Origin of the sequence: Pseudomonas serbica, from assembly GCF_028823535.1 — a bacterium.
In the GTDB taxonomy this organism is placed as follows: domain Bacteria; phylum Pseudomonadota; class Gammaproteobacteria; order Pseudomonadales; family Pseudomonadaceae; genus Aquipseudomonas; species Aquipseudomonas serbica.
Window position 1 is genome coordinate 168900 of record NZ_JAQIYM010000006.1, and the last position, 17322, is coordinate 186221.

The window sequence follows — 17322 nt, forward strand, 5'->3', positions numbered from 1 at the left end:
GGCCCGCATGAGCGACTCCCTTGATCTCAGCCTGGACGGTGTAGAACGCCGGTCACTGGCTGACTTCACCGAAAATGCCTACCTCAACTACTCCATGTACGTGATCATGGACCGTGCCTTGCCGCATATCGGCGACGGCCTGAAGCCGGTACAGCGGCGTATCATTTACGCCATGAGCGAGCTGGGGCTGGACGCCGATTCCAAGCACAAGAAATCGGCGCGTACCGTCGGTGACGTGCTCGGTAAATTCCACCCCCATGGTGACTCGGCCTGCTACGAAGCCATGGTCCTGATGGCTCAGCCGTTCAGCTATCGCTATACGCTGGTGGACGGCCAGGGCAACTGGGGTGCGCCGGACGATCCCAAGTCCTTCGCCGCCATGCGCTACACCGAAGCACGGCTGTCGCGCTACTCCGAAGTGCTGCTCAGCGAACTGGGCCAGGGCACGGCGGACTGGGGCCCGAACTTCGACGGCACCCTCGACGAACCGCTGGTGTTGCCAGCACGGTTGCCTAATATCCTGCTCAACGGCACCACCGGTATCGCCGTGGGCATGGCCACCGACGTTCCGCCGCACAACCTGCGCGAAGTCGCCAGTGCCTGCGTGCGTTTGCTCGATGAGCCCAAGGCCACCGTCGAGCAGCTTTGCGAGCACATCCAGGGCCCGGACTACCCGACTGAGGCGGAGATCATCACGCCGCGTGCCGACCTGCTGAAAATCTACGAGACCGGGCGCGGTTCGGTGCGCATGCGCGCCGTTTACCATATTGAAGACGGCGACATCATCGTCACCGCGCTACCGCATCAGGTTTCTGGTGCCAAGGTGCTGGAACAGATTGCGGCCATGATGCAGGCCAAACCGTCGAAGGCCCCGCAAATCGCGGACTTGCGCGACGAGTCGGACCACGAGAACCCATGCCGGATCGTGATCATTCCTGGCGCCCGGAAAAACTTTGACCACGATGCGCTGATGCAGCACCTGTTCGCCAGCACCGAGCTGGAGTCGAGCTACCGGGTCAACATCAACATCATCGGGCTGGATGGCAAGCCGCAGCTGAAAAACCTGCGGGCCCTGCTGGTCGAGTGGCTGGAGTTCCGGGTTCGGACCGTACGTCGCCGCCTGCAATTCCGCCTGGACAAGGTCGAGCGTCGTCTGCACCTGTTGGACGGTTTGTTGATCGCCTACCTCAACCTGGATGAAGTGATCCACATCATCCGCACTGAGGAGCAGCCCAAAGCCGCGCTGATCGAGCGTTTCGCCTTGAGCGAAATCCAGGCCGACTACATTCTCGACACGCGCTTGCGTCAATTGGCGCGACTGGAAGAAATGAAGCTGCGTTCCGAGCAGGATGAACTGCTCAAGGAACAAGCCAAGCTGCAAGCCCTGCTGAGCAGCGAAGCCAAGCTGAAGAAACTGGTGCGCACCGAGCTGATCAAGGACGCCGAGACCTATGGCGACGACCGTCGCTCGCCAATCGTCGAGCGCGCTGAAGCGAAGGCGCTGACCGAGCACGATCTGCTGCCGAACGAAAAAGTCACCGTCGTGCTGTCGGAAAAAGGCTGGGTGCGCTCCGCCAAAGGCCACGACATCGACGCCACCGGACTTTCCTACAAGGCCGGGGACGGTTTCAAGGCCTTGGCCGCGGGGCGTTCCAACCAGTTTGCGGTGTTCATCGATTCCACCGGGCGCAGTTATTCGGTGGCGGCACACACCTTGCCATCGGCCCGTGGCCAGGGCGAGCCGCTGACCGGTCGTCTGACACCGCCGCCAGGGGCGAGTTTCGAATGCGTGCTGATGCCTGAAGACGATGCGCTGTACGTCATTGCGTCGGACGCCGGTTACGGTTTCGTGGTCAAGGGTGAAGACCTGCAGGCCAAGAACAAGGCAGGCAAGGCCCTGTTGAGCCTGCCGAACAACGCCAAGGTGATCCTGCCGCGTCCAGTGGCCGATCGTGAGCACAACTGGCTGGCGTCGGTGACCACCGAAGGTCGCCTGCTGATCTTCAAGATCAGCGATCTGCCACAATTAGGTAAGGGCAAAGGCAACAAGATCATCGGGATTTCCGGTGAGCGTGTGGCCAGCCGCGAAGAATATGTCACGGACATCGCCGTTGTGCCGGACGGTGCCACTTTGGTGCTGCAGGCCGGAAAACGTACCTTGTCACTGAAAGCAGACGACCTCGAACACTACAAGGGTGAGCGTGGGCGTCGTGGTAACAAATTGCCACGTGGCTTCCAGAGGGTGGATGCGCTGCTCGTCGAAAACCTCAATTAAGCGTCCTAGAGCGCTCGATCTACGATTTAACGCGTAGATCGACGCTTTGGCGCTGGAGTCGGAACGCATATTCACGGATGATATGGCCTTTCAAGCGCCGGCGTGGCCGAGCGTTCTTCATATTTATTGAGTATTTTCACTGTGGTCAGCCTTGTGGCGGCCACCTGGATGGGACGATGACTGCTCTGCGCCTTCCTTTTATTTTGATGCTCGCCGGCGTTCTTGGCCTGGCGGGTTGCAGCGTTCACCAACCGGTGTCGCTGTATCAACTGGACAGCGGAAGTCCGGTTGCGCCTGCGCAAAGCGCGGGCATGGCGGTTTTGTTGGGCCCGGTCACCGTGGCGGACTACCTGCAGCGCGAAACCCTGTTGCAGCGTCAGCCTGATGGCAGCCTGCAAGCCTCGGCCGACGGACGTTGGGCTGGCAGCCTGTCTTCCGACATCGATCAGCTGTTGCTGCGTCAGGTGGCGGGTCATCTGGACAGCCAGCGTGTAGTGCTGGCGCCTGCGACAACAGGGTTCACACCGGATGTCCAGGTCCTGTTGACCATCACGCGCCTGGATTCGGGGAAGACGCAACCGGCGATCCTCGATGCCCAGTGGCGTTTGATCGACCGTCGTGGCCAGGTGCGCGATAACCGCATCATTCACCTGCAGGAACAGCACGCCGGTAATACGGCGGCTCAGGTTCAGGCGCAGGGTGTATTGCTGCAGAAGCTCGCTGAACAGCTGTCGGTAGCGCTCAAGCCGCTGGCCAACCAGCCTCCGATTGCCGAAGCACCGCGCAAGCCGGCAGCCAAGCCTGCAGCGCCTGCGGCGGAACAGGAAAAACAGCCGAAGATCCCGATGGCTGCACCGATTCGCACGGATATGGAAGTGTTTCGCTTCTAAAGCTCGATGGATTGGAAACAAGGCCCGCGTTGATGCGGGCCTTGTTGTTTCTGCAGGTTGGAGATCTAGTGCCTGTCCCGGCCTCTTCGCGGGCAAGCCCGCTCCTACAGAGTTAGTGGAATCCATACGAACCCTGTAGGAGCTGGCTTGCCAGCGAAGGCCTCAGGACAGGCAACAAAAAAGCCCGCAGACGATCAACTCATCTGCGGGCTTCTTGATAACAGGGCTATTACGCCCGGCGTTCGTGCATCCGCGCCAGCTGGCGTTCCAGCATCGACGGATACGGCTCCATCAGCCGCTCCACGCAGCAGGCGCCTTCAGGGCTGGCTATCGGGCGGATCCGTGCGCGCTGGCGAATCAGGGCGTCGTCACTGATCTTGCGCTCAACCAGCAGCAGGTTGCGGCTGTGCTGCGACAGGGCCAGGGCATCCTGTGCGGCGTCGGTCAGCAACAGGTCGATCTGGCTCAGGCCAAACAGTTCCTCGCCCAGGGTCAGGCCAAGCTGCAATTGCAAGGTGATGCCACTGTCGGCGACTTCGATTTGCAGCTGATGACCCAACGCCCGCAGCAGCTCGCCGCAGCAGATGGCGTTGGTCAGGTAATCGTCGCCGCTGTCTTCGGAGTGGAACAGCATCAGGGTGCTGCCATCGTTCAGGGTGTGCAGTTCGCTCTCGTAAAGCGAGGCCGCCTGGTCGAGGCAGTCGCGGTAGCGTTTGAGCAGATCTTCCAGGCGTGTCCGGGGCAGGCGTCGCAGCTGTTCCTGTGAGCCCAGCTGTACGGCCAGCACGGCGCTGTGCTGCGGTACATTGGAGGCTACAGGTTTGGCCGACGGTTTCACCACACTGTCTGGTGCATCATCGAGCAAGTCGGCGAACGCATCGTCGTCATCGTCTTCAACAGTGCTGACGACACGCCGTGGCGCGGCTTTCATCGCGGCCATGGGGCGACTTTCATCGAATCTCGGATCACGCAGGTTACGCACTTCGAAATCCGGCTCGCCGTCCTCGTCATCGTTGTCTTCGAATTCGGGTTCCGGCTCAGGTTCCGGTTCGACGGGTTCTGGCGCAAAGTCGGCGTGCAGCTGGCGCGCCAGGTCGCCGATCTCGTCATTGCGTTCGGTGGCCGGGGTGTGTTCGTCGATATTGCGCAGCCAGACCCGCAATTGCAGCAACGGCGTGGAGAGGTATCGCCCCATGCGCAGGCTCAAGGCCAGCGACAGGGCCAGCAGGATCGCACTCAAGATGCCCATGCTTTGCAGGCTGATGGTCATCGGCTGCTGGAACTGGTCCATGTCCAGGCTGATGCGCAGCTGACCGGCGGTCACGTCCTGGAACGTGATCTTGCTCTGGTACATGCCCTCGGCTTCGCCCAACAGGCCATGCTTGGGACGCTGGCCGGCTTCGGCGAGGATGCGGTTGTCCACGCTGTAGATGGCGGCGTGGGCCACCAGCTTATTCTTGGTCAGGTTGTTGAGCAGGACGTTGAGGCTGAGGATGTCGTTGGACACCAGCAGCTCAGTAGCCGAGGTGGCCGTCTGCATGGTCAGGCTTTCACCCAGCGCATCCGCTTGCTCGTGCATGGCCTGCTTGAACTGCAAACCCATCACGCAGGCGTAGATCACCAGGGCCAGAGCGACCAGGATCACGTTATGGCTGGCAATGCGTAATGCAATCGGTACACGGCGGTGGCGCAGTGCACGGAAGATCAGCAGGAAGAAGTTATCGGTTTTTACTGGCGTAGGCCGGTTCACTTGAGCTCGGCTCTTTTGTCCGTGAAGTTGACGCGCAGTATAGCGACAGGCCCTAGGCCGTCAAAGCGCTCACGGTGCCCGATGGTCACTGAATGTGGGTAGAATGCGGTTTTTTTCCACCTGCGGGGGTGCGCCTTGCGCGAAATCGTCCTGATAAACATCACGGGAGTCGACCGTCCGGGTCTGACTGCGGCCATTACCGGCGTTCTGGCCCAGGGTGGTGTGAACATTCTCGACATCGGTCAGGCGGTGATCCACGACACCCTGTCGTTCGGCATCCTGGTTGAAATTCCTGATACCGAACAAGGCAAGTCGGTGCTCAAGGACATCCTGTTCAAGGGCTATGAGCTTGATCAACAGGTGCGTTTCACGCCGGTATCCGAAGAGGATTACCAGCAGTGGGTCGGCAACCAGGGCAAAAAACGCCACATCGTGACCCTGCTGACACGCAAGGTCACCGCCGGGCAATTGCAGGCCGTGAGTTCGATCACCGCCAAATATGGCCTGAACATCGACCATATCGATCGCCTGTCCGGGCGCATGCCGCTGGACACCCCGGCTGATAAAGGCAAGGGTTGCATCGAGTTTTCCGTGCGCGGCGAAGCGGCTGATCCGCAGTCACTGCGGGCGGAATTCCTCAGCGTCGCCCAGGAGCTGAACGTCGACATCGCCTTCCAGGAAGATTCGCTGTTCCGTCGCAACCGCCGCCTGGCGGTGTTCGACATGGACTCGACCCTGATCGAGGCCGAAGTCATCGACGAGTTGGCCAAGGCGGCCGGCGTGGGCGACAAGGTGTCGGAAATTACCGAGCGGGCGATGGCCGGTGAACTGGACTTCCGCGCCAGCTTCAAGGAACGCCTGGCGTTGCTCAAGGGGCTGGACGTTGGCGTGCTGGACTCGATCGGCGCCTCTCTTCGCCTGACCGAAGGTGCTGAAACCCTGTTCGCCGAACTCAAGCGCCTGGGTTACAAGACCGCCATCCTGTCGGGCGGGTTTACCTACTTCGCCAAGCAATTGCAGGCCAAGCTGGGTATCGACTACGTGTTCGCCAACGAACTGGAAGTGGTTGATGGCAAGGTGACGGGCGTGGCGATCGAGCCGATTGTCGATGCCCAGCGCAAAGCGGATCTGCTGAAAGAACTGGCACACAAGGAAGGCTTGCGACTGGAGCAGACCATTGCGGTCGGCGACGGTGCCAATGACCTGCCGATGCTGGCAATTGCCGGATTGGGCGTGGCGTTCCGGGCCAAGCCGCTGGTCAAGCAGTCGGCTAGACAGGCGATTTCCACCCTTGGGCTGGATGGCGTGCTGTATCTGCTGGGCTTCCGCGATCGCGACGGCCAGCTCTGATACACCCGAAACAAATGTGGGAGCGGGCTTGCTCGCGAAGGCGTCATCACATTCAACGTTAATGTTGACTGTAAGTCCGCTTTCGCGAGCAAGCCCGCTCCCACAGGAATGCAGCTCGGTCTTTAGGCTTTCGGTGAGCCCATACCCTGACCCATCCGCACTGGCGAACCGGCCAGCAGCTCCGCATCCCACTGCACTTGGTCCGGCCCGAACAGCACGACAGCGGTCGAACCCAGTTTGAAGCGACCCAGCTCCGCACCTTTTTCCAGGTGGATCGGCGCGCGCGCGGCTTCGTCGTAGCGGAAAGTTTTCAGTTCGCGCTTTGGCGGCGTTACCAGCCCGGCCCACACGGTTTCGATCGATGCCACGATCATCGCGCCCACCAGCACCACGGCCATCGGCCCGCGCTCGGTGTCGAAAATGCACGCCACGCGCTCGTTGCGGGCAAACAGCTCCGGCACGTTTTCAGCGGTGGTCTGGTTGACCGAGAACAGGCGACCCGGGATGTAGACCATCTCGCGCAGGGTGCCGGCCAGTGGCATGTGCACGCGGTGATAGTCCTTCGGCGACAGGTAGATGGTCGCGAAGTCACCGCCCATGAACGGCGCGGCATTCGCCGCATCGCCACCCAGCAGTTCCAGCACGCTGAAGCTGTGGCCCTTGGCCTGGAACACACGGCCGTGCTCGATCGGGCCAAGTTGGCTGACCGCGCCGTCGGCCGGGCTGAGGATGGCCCCCGGGGTTTCGTCGAGAGGGCGGGCACCCTCTTTCAGTGCGCGGGTAAAGAACGCGTTGAAGTGCTCGTAGGCGGTCAGGTCTTCAACCAGTGCCTCGGACATGTTCACCTGGTAACGCTTGGCGAACCAGGCGGTAAAGGCATTCTTGAACCAGCGCACACGGCATTCGGCAATGCAGCCGGCCAGTCGCGAGAGCAGATTGTGGGGCAGCAGGTATTGGCTGACGATAAACAGACGCTTGTTCATTAACTGTCCTTAAAAACCTTAAATCTCTACGGGCGTGTCGGGATGGTTACCCCATTCGCCCCAGGAGCCAGCGTAGCCCTTGACCCGCGGATAACCGAGAGCCTTGGCCACCAGATAGGTGAAGCCAGATCGATGGTGCGTCTGGCAGTGGGTAATGACTTCTTTGTCTTTGGTGATGCCGAGTTGTTCCAGGATTTTCGGCATGTCGGTGCGGATGCGCAGGTGGCGCGCCTGATCCATGCCCGCGGTCCACTCGAAATTGACTGCGCCTGGGATGTGGCCGCCCTTGGCCGCCAGCACTTTCTCCCCGGAATACTCCAGCGGCCCGCGCGCATCCCAGATAGCCAGGTCAGCAGCGCCGAGGCGGCTTTGCAGGTACTCGCGCGTGGCTGTGGGTTCGTCGTGCAGGGTCAGCGCAACCGGGCCACCTGCGGGAGGGGGAACCTGGATTGACATGGGCATGCCTTCTGCCAGCCAGGCCGTCAGGCCGCCATCGAGATAGTGGTACTTGTTGTGGCCAATGACATCCAGAAGCCAGATAAAGCGCCCGGCCCAGCCACCACCTTCGTCGTCGTAGACGACATAAACGGCATCGGGGTTGTGCCCCAGCTCACCGAACAATGCTTCGAGCGCCGCTTGCGGCGGCATGAGCCCTGGCGCGGGTGCCTGGCCGAGTTGTGTGCGTTTGGGGTCGACGAAGCGCGCACCGGGAATATGCCCTTCGGTGTAGCGGACGTTGCTGGTCAGGTCCACCAGGATCAGTTGGCGGGCTTCGAGGCGAGGGAGCAAGTCGCTCGGCTCGATCACCAGCGGCAAGCCAGAGAAGTCAGACATGTGAGGTCTCCAGGGCACAAAAAGGGAGGATTGTAGCGCAGCCTTATTGGCCGCGCTGACTAAAGCAGTGCAGCGCTTTTTCGATGCATTGCGCGGTTTTGCCGAAGGCTTGCACGGTGATGTCCGAGAATGGCCCACCACCCTGGTCTGCCACGATAATCATGATTACCCGCCCATTGTTGAGCAGCGAACGCAGCAACAGGTGTTCACCGCTGAACTGGCTGCGCAGGTTGTTGGGCAACAAGGCGGAAAACTGCGCGTTGTTGAGCGGCGTCAGGCGTACCTGGGCCTGTTGCGAGAGCAGGCGTTGCAGTACCGCGCTTTGACTGACGACAAAATTCAAGCCGGCCACTTCGTCGGGCAGGCCGGCCGTCTGGTGCACACGCAGAGTGGTGTGGGTGCGGTCGGCCATCAGGATCATCACCCGACGCATGCCGCAGGCAACCAGCGCGTCACGGGCAGAGGTGGTGAGGTGGATGGCGTTGGTGAAGCGACTCGGCTCCACCAGCAACTCGGCGCATTGTTTGCGCCACTTTGCCAGGTCTTCGGCGGTGGGTGCCGGGGCTGGCTGCAAACCGGCAGGCACAGGGTTCATGCCCCATGGCCAGATCAACGCGACCGCGGGATGCCAGAGGTCGGGCATGGCGTGATAGCGCGCGCTGTTGGCGGCTTGCTGGTGCAATTGCTGTTGCACCTCGTCCATCGGTATTTGCAGGTAAAGGCTGGTCAGGTACTGCCAGCGCTCACTGTGCGGACTGTCCCAAGCCTGCTGCGCCGAGAGTGCCAGGCCATTGGCCAGCAGCACCGTGTTGGCCGGTTGGTTGAGCCAGCGGCGCAGGGTCGGGTCGTCGTCCAGACGATTCTGCTGGCGTAGCGGATGTTCGCTGTCGCGGGCAATGCGCAGGACTTTCACCAATTCCCGTTGCTCGGTGAGCAGCAGTCGATAGCCCTGTTGCACCCAGATCGGCAGGTGCCAGAGATCCACCAGGGCCTGGCCGATTTCCAGCAGGCGCGCGCCAAACAGTTGCTGTTCGACGGTGCGCGCCGACTCGCCTTTATGAATCACCCGCTGCTCCCAGGCTTCGAGCAGGTGCGGATGGGTCAGGGCCAGCGGCCACAGCGGTGACAGGAACAGCAGGCTACCCCAATGGATGTCCTGCCACAGGCGCGCCAGGCGGCTGGCAAAAAAGCCATTGGCCTGTTGGCTGGCGTGTTGGCTGATCATCTGCAGCTGGCGCAGGGCTTTCGGAATCTCGACCTCGGGCATGACAGGCAGGCGTGCGAGCAGTTCCTCGGTGCGCTTCAAGCCGAGGCGGTTGATGGCCACCTCAAGGTGTTCCGCAGGCTCGCTCATGGCGCCATGGCTGTGCCGGTTGGCCTCGCGAATTACGCTCAAGGCCAGGGCCGGACTGCCTTGCATCAGGTCGGCGATATTGCGCAGCGAGCTGCGACTGTCGCGCAGTGCCCGGCAGACACGGTCGTGACTGGCCTGCGGAACCGGCAGGCGCACGCCGTCGAGAAGCTTGACCCAGCCTTCGAGCGTGGTTGGTGTTGGCGTCGTGGCGTTCGTTTGTCTAGCCATGTCTGGAGGCGATCATCGTCAACAATACCTGGGCCCGGAGGGGGTCAAATTGGCTTTTCGCCTGAACTGGCTATAGTCTGGCGCAGTTTTGCCGATAAGTAGAAGAAGAGATTTTTTAACTTCCGAATATGACCTTGAACCCGACTCAGTAAGTGCTCTCCTACCTATGGCTAAAATTATCGGCATCATCGTCGTATTCGCGAGCGTGCTCGGCGGATACGTGCTCTCCCATGGCAAGATTGCCGCCCTGATCCAGCCTTTCGAGGTCATGATCATCGGTGGTGCGGCCCTCGGTGCGTTCCTGCAGGCCAACCCTGGTTATATGACCATGCACGTGCTCAAGAAGTCCCTGAGCATGTTCGGGTCGCGTTTCAGCCATGCCTTCTACCTGGAAGTGCTGGGCCTGATCTACGAGATTCTCAACAAGAGCCGCCGCGAAGGCATGATGGCCATCGAAGCGGACATCGAAGATGCCGCGGCGAGCCCGATCTTCGCCAAGTACCCGACGGTCCTCAAGGATGAGCGCATGACCGCGTTCATCTGTGATTACCTGCGCATCATGTCCTCCGGCAACATGGCGCCCCATGAGCTGGAGGGCCTGTTCGACATGGAGCTCTACAGCCTCAAGGAAGACCTGGAGCACCCGTCCCACGCAGTGAACGGTATCGCCGACGCCATGCCCGGTTTCGGTATCGTCGCGGCGGTCCTGGGTATCGTGGTGACCATGGCCTCGCTGGGTGAGGGCGATCAGAAATCCATCGGCCTGCACGTCGGTGCGGCACTGGTCGGTACCTTCTTCGGTATTCTCGCCGCCTATGGTTTCTTCGGCCCGCTGGCGCACTCCCTGGCCCACGATGCCAAGGAAGAGTTGAATGTCTACGAAGCCATCAAGGCCTCGCTGGTTGCTTCCGCCTCGGGCATGCCGCCATCGCTGGCCGTGGAGTTCGGGCGCAAGGTCCTGTACCCGGCGCACCGTCCAAGCTTCGCTGAGCTGGAACAAGCGGTTCGCGGTCGTTAAGCCATGGAGAACAATCAGCCGATAATCATCAAGCGCGTCAAGCGCATCGCCGGGGGGCATCATGGGGGCGCCTGGAAAATCGCCTTCGCCGACTTCGCCACGGCGATGATGGCGTTCTTTCTGGTGTTGTGGCTGTTGTCCACCGCCACCCCGGAACAGAAAATCGCCATCGCCGGTTACTTCAAGGACCCCATCGGCTTTTCCGAAAGTGGCACGCCATACATCATCGACCTGGGCGGCACGCCAACCATGGCGCCGGAAAATACCCTCAACCCCGAGATAAAGACCCAGCCGCAGCCGGACAAGGTAACCGTCGATGTCGATCAGGTTGAAGGCATGGCCGAGATGGTTGAGAAAGAACGCCTGGAACTGCTGCTGCAAGAACTGCAGAACAAGGTCGAAGAGAATCCGCAACTGCAGAAATTCAAAGACCAGATCCTGTTCGAGATCACCCCGGACGGTTTGCGTATCCAGATCGTGGACGCCGAGAACCGGCCGATGTTCGATTCAGGCTCGGCCCGCCTGAAACCCTATTTCGAAGACATCCTGCTGGCCATGGCCGACACCATCAAGGCCGTGCCAAACAAGATCAGCATCAGCGGCCACACCGATGCCAAGCCATACACCGGCAGCGGTGATTTCGGTAACTGGGAACTCTCGGCCAACCGTGCCAACGCCGCACGGCGTGCGCTGGTGGCGGGCAGCTATCCGGATGCACAGGTGGCGCGTGTGGTCGGTTACGCCTCGTCGGCGCTGTTCGACCGCGAGCATCCGTTCAACCCGGTGAACCGTCGTATCGACATTGTCGTGCTGACGAAAAAAGCCCAGCGTGCGATCGAAGGGGCGCAGGGCGCAGAGCCGGCACCTGATGCGCCGCAAGGTTCGACCGCGCCGGGCACCGCACCGGTTGCACCGGTCGACCCGAACGCGTTGCCAGCGGACAAACAACCGCTGCCGGCCCACGAACTGCGCGAGCGTCTGAACCTGTTCGATGATCCGGCACCGACGCCGGGCGAACCACCCAAGCAGTGACCTACAAAAAAGCCGACGGATGTCGGCTTTTTTGTGGGTGCTTCCGGCCTTAAAACCCACGGATGATTCTGGATTTAAGATCCGTGTGGAATCGATCGGCGTTACTCCTGTTGACGCTGCGTGCCGATTCGTTGCCATTCACGGATTCCAGGGACATGGAACGCTTGAGCGTCGACTCGTTGCGATACGCATCGATAAAGAACTCGATATCCCGCTCGCTGGTCAGCTTCGGCCATTTGTCCAGATACAGCGGCAGCGCTGTCGGGCCGGTCTTGAACGAGCAGATACGCCGGTTGGTGATGGTCGCTTCGCCGATTTCGAACGGTACCCACCAGGACAGCGCGGTTTTCTCTGACACCACTGCCAGCAGATGTGTGCACTCGCTGATGTTGCGGGTGATCACCCCGGTGATGTCATCGGTGGTCTGGGATTCGGCATCCAGTACATCAAGGTAAGTCTTGATATTGGCTTGCATCAGGCGCGTGTTGATATTGATCGCATAGGCACGATCCATGTGGCGGTAGCTGATAAATACAGGCATCAGAAATGTCCCTTGATCGCGAGTTCGCGGTAGTAGGCGCCGAGGGCGGTGAGGCGGCAGCCGGTGGCGTGGATGGCGGCGTAGTACATGTGTTCGGCGTCCACCGGTTCGATAAGACTGTGGCGGTTGCACTTTTGCAGTTGGGCAAAGACTTCGCCCTGTTCCGGGTTGAACTCAGCTTCGGTGGGCTCAAAGCTTGGGGCGAGGGGGTACACCGACTCCGCTTCGGCAAACCATTCGGGGAGTTTGCGCAGGATTTCCTTGGGGATCAGCGGCGAAACTTCGCGCAGGGAAATGAACTGCGACACGTTGGTCTTGAACACCGGACGCTGCTCCCAGGCATCCAGGGCGTTGTCGACAAACGAATAAAGGCTGCCGGGGGTGATCTTGCCCAGGATGTTCGCCGCGCCGCCGTGCAGGGCCTGGAGCAACAGTCCGGTGAACACACCGTGCTGTGCGCCCTCCATCGCCGGCTCAGCTTTTTTGCAGGCGGTCAGAATGGTCATGCCTTCGCCGATCACGGCGCACTCGCTGCGCAAGGCGCGCAGTTCGCCGGCCGAGCCGCTCTGGCAGCAATCGAGAATGATCACTTTGTTCTTGATCCTGGTGGCCTTGGTGGCCCAGTTGAGGATGTCGCTCAGGCGAATCCCGTCCTTGGCGCTCTTGTAGTCCTGCGGGATCAACATGCCTTCGTCGGTGTCGGTGTCGAAGCTGCCGTGGCCGGCGAAGTACAGCAGGGCGACATTGCAGTCCCCGGAAAACAGCTCGCGGATCTGGTCTTCGAGTTTTTCCCGGCAGAGGTAGTCCTCGGCGGAGGTCAGGACGATGTTCTTGAAGTTCGGATCGCCGTTGGCGTCGGTCTTCAGCACGGAGGCCATGGCCATGGCGTCATTGCAGCAGCCGCTCAGGCGCGAAACGTGGGTGTAGTCGTTGATGCCGATAAACAGTCCCTTGCGCATGGTTACACCGCCGTGTGCTGGCGAATGGCGCTGATGATGCTGTTGGTGTTCCACGCACATTCGCTGTGCGCCGCGTCACGCACCACCTTGGAAATGCGTTCGGCGCCGAACGGCTTGATCGCAATGATGACCTTGCCCATGCGTTTGGCGATCTCGATTTCCTTGTTGATCCACTTGCTGTAGGTGGAATACATCCCGGCCATGATCAACACCGCCGAGCACGGGCGGATCTTGTCTTCGATGGCCTCCTCAAGTTGTTTGTCGGTTTTCGCGCCCACAATCGGCTTGTCGGGTGGCACCGAAAAGTTCTTGTACGTGAAATCGGGCCGCGCGTTGAGCAAGCGCACGAGATTGTCGTGGGCGTGGGGGTAATTCCACGAGTGGCTGATGAATAGATGATAGGTCTGCATGGGTATCCCTCGGTCTCGCTTGAGTGCGAAGAGGGTTTGAACCTAGGCGATTGCCGAGCGGCCACAAGGGACTGACGCGAAAAGAGAAATGCCCTACAAGCGAGCGTGCGCAGGCCTTACAGAAAAGTCTGACGTTTAAATCGAGGGGAAAGATCCAGCTGCCGACCGCCCCGCTGAAGTCAGGGCGGCCGGCACGTCTGTTTAGTAGCCGTTTTCCGGCAGGCTGGCGATGATCGAGCGGTAGCTGTTCATCCGTTGTTGCTGCACGCGGCCATCTTCCAGGGCCTTGAGCAGGGCGCAGCCCGGTTCGCGGTCGTGCTTGCAGTCGCGGAAGCGGCAAGTGCCGAGCAAGTCGTTGAACTCGATGAAACCGGCTTCGACGTCGGCACGGCTGACGTGGCCCAGGCCGAATTCGCGGATACCCGGGGAGTCGATCAACTCACCGCCGCCGGGGAAGTGGAACAGGCGCGCGGTGGTGGTGGTATGGGTGCCCTGGCCGGACAGCTCGGACAGCGGGCCGACACGGGTTTCGACCTCTGGCAGCAAGCTGTTGACCAACGACGACTTGCCGACGCCGGACTGGCCGACGAACACGCTGATGCGCCCGTCCAGTTGCTTCTGAAGTTGTTCCATGCCGTTGCCGTGGTGGGCCGACACTTCCAGCACCGGGTAACCCAGGGTACGGTAGACCGCCAGCAAGGCATTCAGCGCCGGGGCGTTGTGTTCGTCAATCAGGTCGAACTTGTTCAGCAACAGCAGCGGCTTGATGCCCGCGTGTTCGGCGGCCACGAGGTAGCGGTCGATCAGGTTGGCATGGGGCTCAGGCAGCGGCGCAAACACGATGACAATCATGTCGACGTTCGCCGCTACAGGCTTGAGCTGGCCACGGCTGTCCGGGCGGCAGAGTTCGGTGTTGCGTGGCAGTTGCGCCACGATCACGCCAATGCCCTGGTTGCCGGCACGCCAGACCACCTGGTCGCCGGTCACCAGCGCGGGCAGGTTGGCGCGCAGGTGGCAACGGAACACCTGGCCGGCCAGTTCGCCGTCGCGGGCCTCGACTTCGACCTGCACCCCGAAGTGGGCGATCACCAGGCCGTGCTGTTCCGGGCCCAGGTCGCCACCCTCAAGTGCCTCGACAGCCGAGGACTCGCGTTTGGCGGCGCGGGCAGCGCGTTCGCCCTGAATCTTTTCGATGCGCCAGTTTTGACGACGATTGAGTTGGCGTTTGGCCATGGGTGTTCCGTATCAAGAATGCAGCGATTAGGTAAAACGGCCGCGAGTTTAGCACGCCCAGCCACCGGCCTAGGCTAAACTGCGCAGCATTGCCTAGGAGCCGACACATGCAAAACTCGCAGAACCTGATCTGGATCGACCTGGAAATGACCGGTCTGAACCCGGATACCGATGTCATCATCGAAATGGCCACCATTGTCACCGATAGCGACCTGAACACCCTGGCCGAAGGTCCGGTGATCGCCATTCACCATAGCGACGAGATCCTTGCCGGCATGGACGAGTGGAACACCCGTCAACACGGCGGTTCGGGCCTGACCCAGCGCGTGCGCGACAGTCGCATCAGCATGGCTGAAGCCGAAGCCCAAACCATCGCCTTCCTGGAGAAGTGGGTGCCAAAGGGCAAATCGCCGATCTGCGGCAACAGCATCTGCCAGGATCGTCGCTTCCTTTATACGCACATGAAATCCCTGGAAAGCTATTTCCACTACCGCAACCTCGACGTTTCGACCCTCAAGGAACTGGCCGCTCGGTGGGCACCGGACGTACGCGACAGTTTCAAGAAGGGCAGCACTCACCTGGCACTGGACGACATCCGCGAGTCGATCGCCGAGCTGCAGCATTACCGCCAGCACTTCATCAAGGCCTGACAGGGTAGCGTCTGTTCCGGCCCCTTCGCTGGCAAGCCAGCTCCTACAGATGGCGGCGCCCTCTTTTGGTGCCTGGGCGAAGTGCGTAGACTGCGCGCCTTTTTGCAAGGATCGCCACCATGCTGTTGATGCTCTACCTGATCGCCATCACCGCCGAGGCCATGACCGGCGCCCTGTCTGCGGGGCGTCGCGGCATGGACTGGTTCGGCGTGGTGCTGATCGCGTGCGTTACGGCGCTGGGCGGCGGTTCGGTGCGCGACGTGCTACTCGGCCACTACCCGCTCACCTGGGTCAAACACCCGGAATACCTGGTGCTGACCAGCATTGCAGCGATGTTCACGGTGTTCACTGCGCGCTGGATGCGCCATTTGCGGTCATTGTTTCTGGTGCTGGACGCCGTCGGCCTGGTGGCGTTCACGCTGATTGGCTGCATGACCGCTCTGGAAATGGGACATGGCATGTTGGTCGCGTCGGTCAGCGGCGTGATCACTGGCGTTTTCGGTGGAATCCTGCGCGATATCTTCTGCAACGATATTCCGCTGATCTTTCGGCGCGAGTTGTACGCCAGCGTCTCGTTCGCGGCGGCGTGGTGCTACATGTTTTGCCTTTACCTGAACTTGCCGGGAGAGCAGGCGATCTTGATCACCCTGTTCGGCGGCTTCCTGCTGCGGCTGTTGGCGATCCGCTTCCATTGGGAAATGCCCAAGTTCGTCTACAACGACGAAGCCTGACGTTCGGCGTGCTGCTGCAACGCCCACTCGACGTGCTCGCGGACCAATTCGGACGGGTGTTCCCGTCGCGCCTTCAATGCCTCCAGCACTGGAATGGTTGAAGGCGCATTGCCGAGGCCGACGGCCAGGTTGCGCAGCCAGTTTTCGTACCCGGTCCGGCGGAGCGGCGAGCCTTCGGTGCTGCTCAAGAACTTGTCCTCGTCCCACATGAACAGCTCGGCCAGTCCGGCGTTGTCCAGGTTGTGCCGTGGCTTGAAGTCGCTTTCGCCGGATGGGCGGGCGAAGCGGTTCCACGGGCAGACGATCTGGCAGTCGTCGCAGCCGAACACCCGATTGCCGATCAGCGGGCGCAGATCTTCAGGGATGGCGCCCTTGAGTTCGATGGTCAGGTAGGAAATACAGCGCCGGGCGTCCAGTACATAGGGGCCAACGAAGGCATTGGTCGGGCAGATGTCGAGACAGGCAGTGCAGCGGCCGCAGTGTTCGCTGGCATGGGGCGGGTCCACTGGCAGCGGCAGGTCGACGAACAGTTCGGCGAGAAAGAAATAACTGCCGGCCTTGCGATTCAAGACCAGGGTGTTTTTACCGATCCAGCCCAGGCCCGCTTGCTCTGCAATGGCTTTTTCCAGGACGGGAGCGCTGTCGACGAACGCGCGATAGCCGAACGGGCCAATTTCGGCCTGAATTTTTTCCGCCAGGTGTTGCACGCGTTTACGGATCAATTTGTGGTAATCGCGGCCCAAGGCATAACGCGAGACGTAGGCTTTTTCCGGTTGGGCAAGCAGTTGCGCCATTCTGGTATCGCCCGACAGGTAGTCCATGCGCAACGACACCACGCGCAAAGTGCCCGGCACCAGTTCTTCGGGGTGTGAGCGTTTGCTGCCATGTGCGCCCATGTATTCCATTTCGCCGTGGTAGCCGGCGGCGAGCCAGCGCTCCAGGTGCTGCTCATGCTCGGCCAGATCGAGGCCGCTGATGCCGACTTGCTGGAAACCCAGCTCGCGGCCCCAGTCCTTGATGGATTGGGCGAGGGCGGGCAGATCTGTGGTAATTGCGGGCATGAGGCGAGAGAAACCGGAGCTGA

Annotated in this window: 16 protein-coding genes; 7 read left to right on the forward strand and 9 right to left on the reverse strand. The window is 61.0% G+C overall.

Annotated features, from left to right (window positions below; translation table 11 throughout):
* Positions 1-7 precede the first annotated feature (7 nt).
* Both parC and NQL71_RS11590 read left to right on the forward strand, forming a co-directional pair.
* Positions 8-2275 (forward strand): DNA topoisomerase IV subunit A, encoded by a 2268-nt coding sequence (gene parC, locus NQL71_RS11585; protein WP_046819857.1) that lies wholly within the window; start codon positions 8-10, stop codon positions 2273-2275.
* Positions 2276-2451: 176 nt separating this feature from the next.
* Entirely contained in the window at positions 2452-3165 is a 714-nt protein-coding gene (locus NQL71_RS11590; protein WP_274642669.1) for a PqiC family protein, read from the forward strand.
* Between the two features lie 229 nt (positions 3166-3394).
* On the opposite strand, the gene NQL71_RS11595 is transcribed toward NQL71_RS11590, so the two are convergent.
* On the reverse strand, positions 3395-4915 hold the full coding sequence (locus NQL71_RS11595) for an AhpA/YtjB family protein (RefSeq protein WP_274642670.1): 1521 nt from the start codon (positions 4913-4915) through the stop codon (positions 3395-3397).
* Positions 4916-5050: 135 nt separating this feature from the next.
* On the opposite strand from NQL71_RS11595, the gene serB reads away from it, so the two are divergent.
* Positions 5051-6265 carry a phosphoserine phosphatase SerB gene (gene serB / locus NQL71_RS11600; RefSeq protein WP_046819854.1) on the forward strand — a complete coding sequence of 405 codons (1215 nt, stop codon included), beginning with the start codon at positions 5051-5053 and terminating at the stop codon, positions 6263-6265.
* 122 nt (positions 6266-6387) lie between these two features.
* On the opposite strand, the gene asd is transcribed toward serB, so the two are convergent.
* The 3 genes from asd to NQL71_RS11615 are packed head-to-tail and all read right to left on the reverse strand — an operon-like array spanning position 6388 to position 9664.
* A complete protein-coding gene (gene asd, locus NQL71_RS11605; RefSeq protein ID WP_046819853.1) occupies positions 6388-7248 on the reverse strand; it encodes an archaetidylserine decarboxylase in 861 nt (286 codons plus the stop codon).
* 18 nt (positions 7249-7266) lie between these two features.
* Positions 7267-8082, reverse strand: a complete 816-nt coding sequence (locus NQL71_RS11610; RefSeq protein WP_046819852.1) for a rhodanese-like domain-containing protein — start codon at positions 8080-8082, stop codon at positions 7267-7269.
* 43 nt (positions 8083-8125) lie between these two features.
* Complete coding sequence (locus NQL71_RS11615) at positions 8126-9664, reverse strand: HDOD domain-containing protein (protein ID WP_274642671.1); 1539 nt, start codon at positions 9662-9664, stop codon at positions 8126-8128.
* Positions 9665-9830: 166 nt separating this feature from the next.
* On the opposite strand from NQL71_RS11615, the gene motA reads away from it, so the two are divergent.
* A complete protein-coding gene (gene motA / locus NQL71_RS11620; protein ID WP_008063575.1) occupies positions 9831-10682 on the forward strand; it encodes a flagellar motor stator protein MotA in 852 nt (283 codons plus the stop codon).
* Positions 10683-10685: 3 nt separating this feature from the next.
* Positions 10686-11714 (forward strand): flagellar motor protein MotB, encoded by a 1029-nt coding sequence (gene motB, locus NQL71_RS11625; RefSeq protein ID WP_274642672.1) that lies wholly within the window; start codon positions 10686-10688, stop codon positions 11712-11714.
* A gap of 49 nt (positions 11715-11763) precedes the next feature.
* Here the strand turns inward: motB and NQL71_RS11630 are convergent, their stop codons facing one another.
* From NQL71_RS11630 to rsgA, 4 genes are all read right to left on the reverse strand, one after another.
* Positions 11764-12255 carry a toll/interleukin-1 receptor domain-containing protein gene (locus NQL71_RS11630; RefSeq protein WP_046819849.1) on the reverse strand — a complete coding sequence of 164 codons (492 nt, stop codon included), beginning with the start codon at positions 12253-12255 and terminating at the stop codon, positions 11764-11766.
* Positions 12255-13214: a caspase family protein gene (locus tag NQL71_RS11635; protein WP_046819848.1), complete on the reverse strand. Its 960-nt coding sequence runs from the start codon at positions 13212-13214 to the stop codon at positions 12255-12257. Before NQL71_RS11635 ends, NQL71_RS11630 begins: the two co-directional genes overlap by 1 nt.
* Before the next feature lie 2 nt (positions 13215-13216).
* Positions 13217-13624: a TIR domain-containing protein gene (locus tag NQL71_RS11640; protein ID WP_046819847.1), complete on the reverse strand. Its 408-nt coding sequence runs from the start codon at positions 13622-13624 to the stop codon at positions 13217-13219.
* A gap of 201 nt (positions 13625-13825) precedes the next feature.
* On the reverse strand, positions 13826-14857 hold the full coding sequence (rsgA, locus tag NQL71_RS11645) for a small ribosomal subunit biogenesis GTPase RsgA (protein ID WP_008064125.1): 1032 nt from the start codon (positions 14855-14857) through the stop codon (positions 13826-13828).
* Between the two features lie 107 nt (positions 14858-14964).
* Between rsgA and orn the strand changes: the two genes are divergently transcribed.
* The gene (gene orn, locus NQL71_RS11650) at positions 14965-15507 is read left to right on the forward strand and encodes an oligoribonuclease (protein WP_046819846.1); all 543 of its coding nucleotides are present in this window, start codon (positions 14965-14967) and stop codon (positions 15505-15507) included.
* Positions 15508-15626: 119 nt separating this feature from the next.
* Positions 15627-16238, forward strand: coding sequence for a trimeric intracellular cation channel family protein (locus NQL71_RS11655; RefSeq protein ID WP_046819845.1), 612 nt, complete (start codon positions 15627-15629; stop codon positions 16236-16238).
* On the opposite strand, the gene queG is transcribed toward NQL71_RS11655, so the two are convergent.
* A complete protein-coding gene (gene queG / locus NQL71_RS11660; protein WP_077185402.1) occupies positions 16220-17299 on the reverse strand; it encodes a tRNA epoxyqueuosine(34) reductase QueG in 1080 nt (359 codons plus the stop codon). The two genes, NQL71_RS11655 and queG, sit on opposite strands and share 19 nt — an antisense overlap.
* Positions 17300-17322: the final 23 nt, after the last annotated feature.

What these genes read in the sequence shown, in the direction of transcription:
- NQL71_RS11640 (WP_046819847.1), bottom strand. Translation starts at nt 13,624, where the DNA reads ATGCAGACCTATCATCTATTCATCAGCCACTCGTGGAATTACCCCCAC.
- rsgA (WP_008064125.1), bottom strand. Translation starts at nt 14,857, where the DNA reads ATGGCCAAACGCCAACTCAATCGTCGTCAAAACTGGCGCATCGAAAAG.
- queG (WP_077185402.1), bottom strand. Translation starts at nt 17,299, where the DNA reads ATGCCCGCAATTACCACAGATCTGCCCGCCCTCGCCCAATCCATCAAG.
- NQL71_RS11655 (WP_046819845.1), top strand. Translation starts at nt 15,627, where the DNA reads ATGCTGTTGATGCTCTACCTGATCGCCATCACCGCCGAGGCCATGACC.
- NQL71_RS11635 (WP_046819848.1), bottom strand. Translation starts at nt 13,214, where the DNA reads ATGCGCAAGGGACTGTTTATCGGCATCAACGACTACACCCACGTTTCG.
- motA (WP_008063575.1), top strand. Translation starts at nt 9,831, where the DNA reads ATGGCTAAAATTATCGGCATCATCGTCGTATTCGCGAGCGTGCTCGGC.
- NQL71_RS11630 (WP_046819849.1), bottom strand. Translation starts at nt 12,255, where the DNA reads ATGCCTGTATTTATCAGCTACCGCCACATGGATCGTGCCTATGCGATC.
- motB (WP_274642672.1), top strand. Translation starts at nt 10,686, where the DNA reads ATGGAGAACAATCAGCCGATAATCATCAAGCGCGTCAAGCGCATCGCC.
- NQL71_RS11590 (WP_274642669.1), top strand. Translation starts at nt 2,452, where the DNA reads ATGACTGCTCTGCGCCTTCCTTTTATTTTGATGCTCGCCGGCGTTCTT.
- parC (WP_046819857.1), top strand. Translation starts at nt 8, where the DNA reads ATGAGCGACTCCCTTGATCTCAGCCTGGACGGTGTAGAACGCCGGTCA.
- asd (WP_046819853.1), bottom strand. Translation starts at nt 7,248, where the DNA reads ATGAACAAGCGTCTGTTTATCGTCAGCCAATACCTGCTGCCCCACAAT.
- NQL71_RS11615 (WP_274642671.1), bottom strand. Translation starts at nt 9,664, where the DNA reads ATGGCTAGACAAACGAACGCCACGACGCCAACACCAACCACGCTCGAA.
- NQL71_RS11610 (WP_046819852.1), bottom strand. Translation starts at nt 8,082, where the DNA reads ATGTCTGACTTCTCTGGCTTGCCGCTGGTGATCGAGCCGAGCGACTTG.
- orn (WP_046819846.1), top strand. Translation starts at nt 14,965, where the DNA reads ATGCAAAACTCGCAGAACCTGATCTGGATCGACCTGGAAATGACCGGT.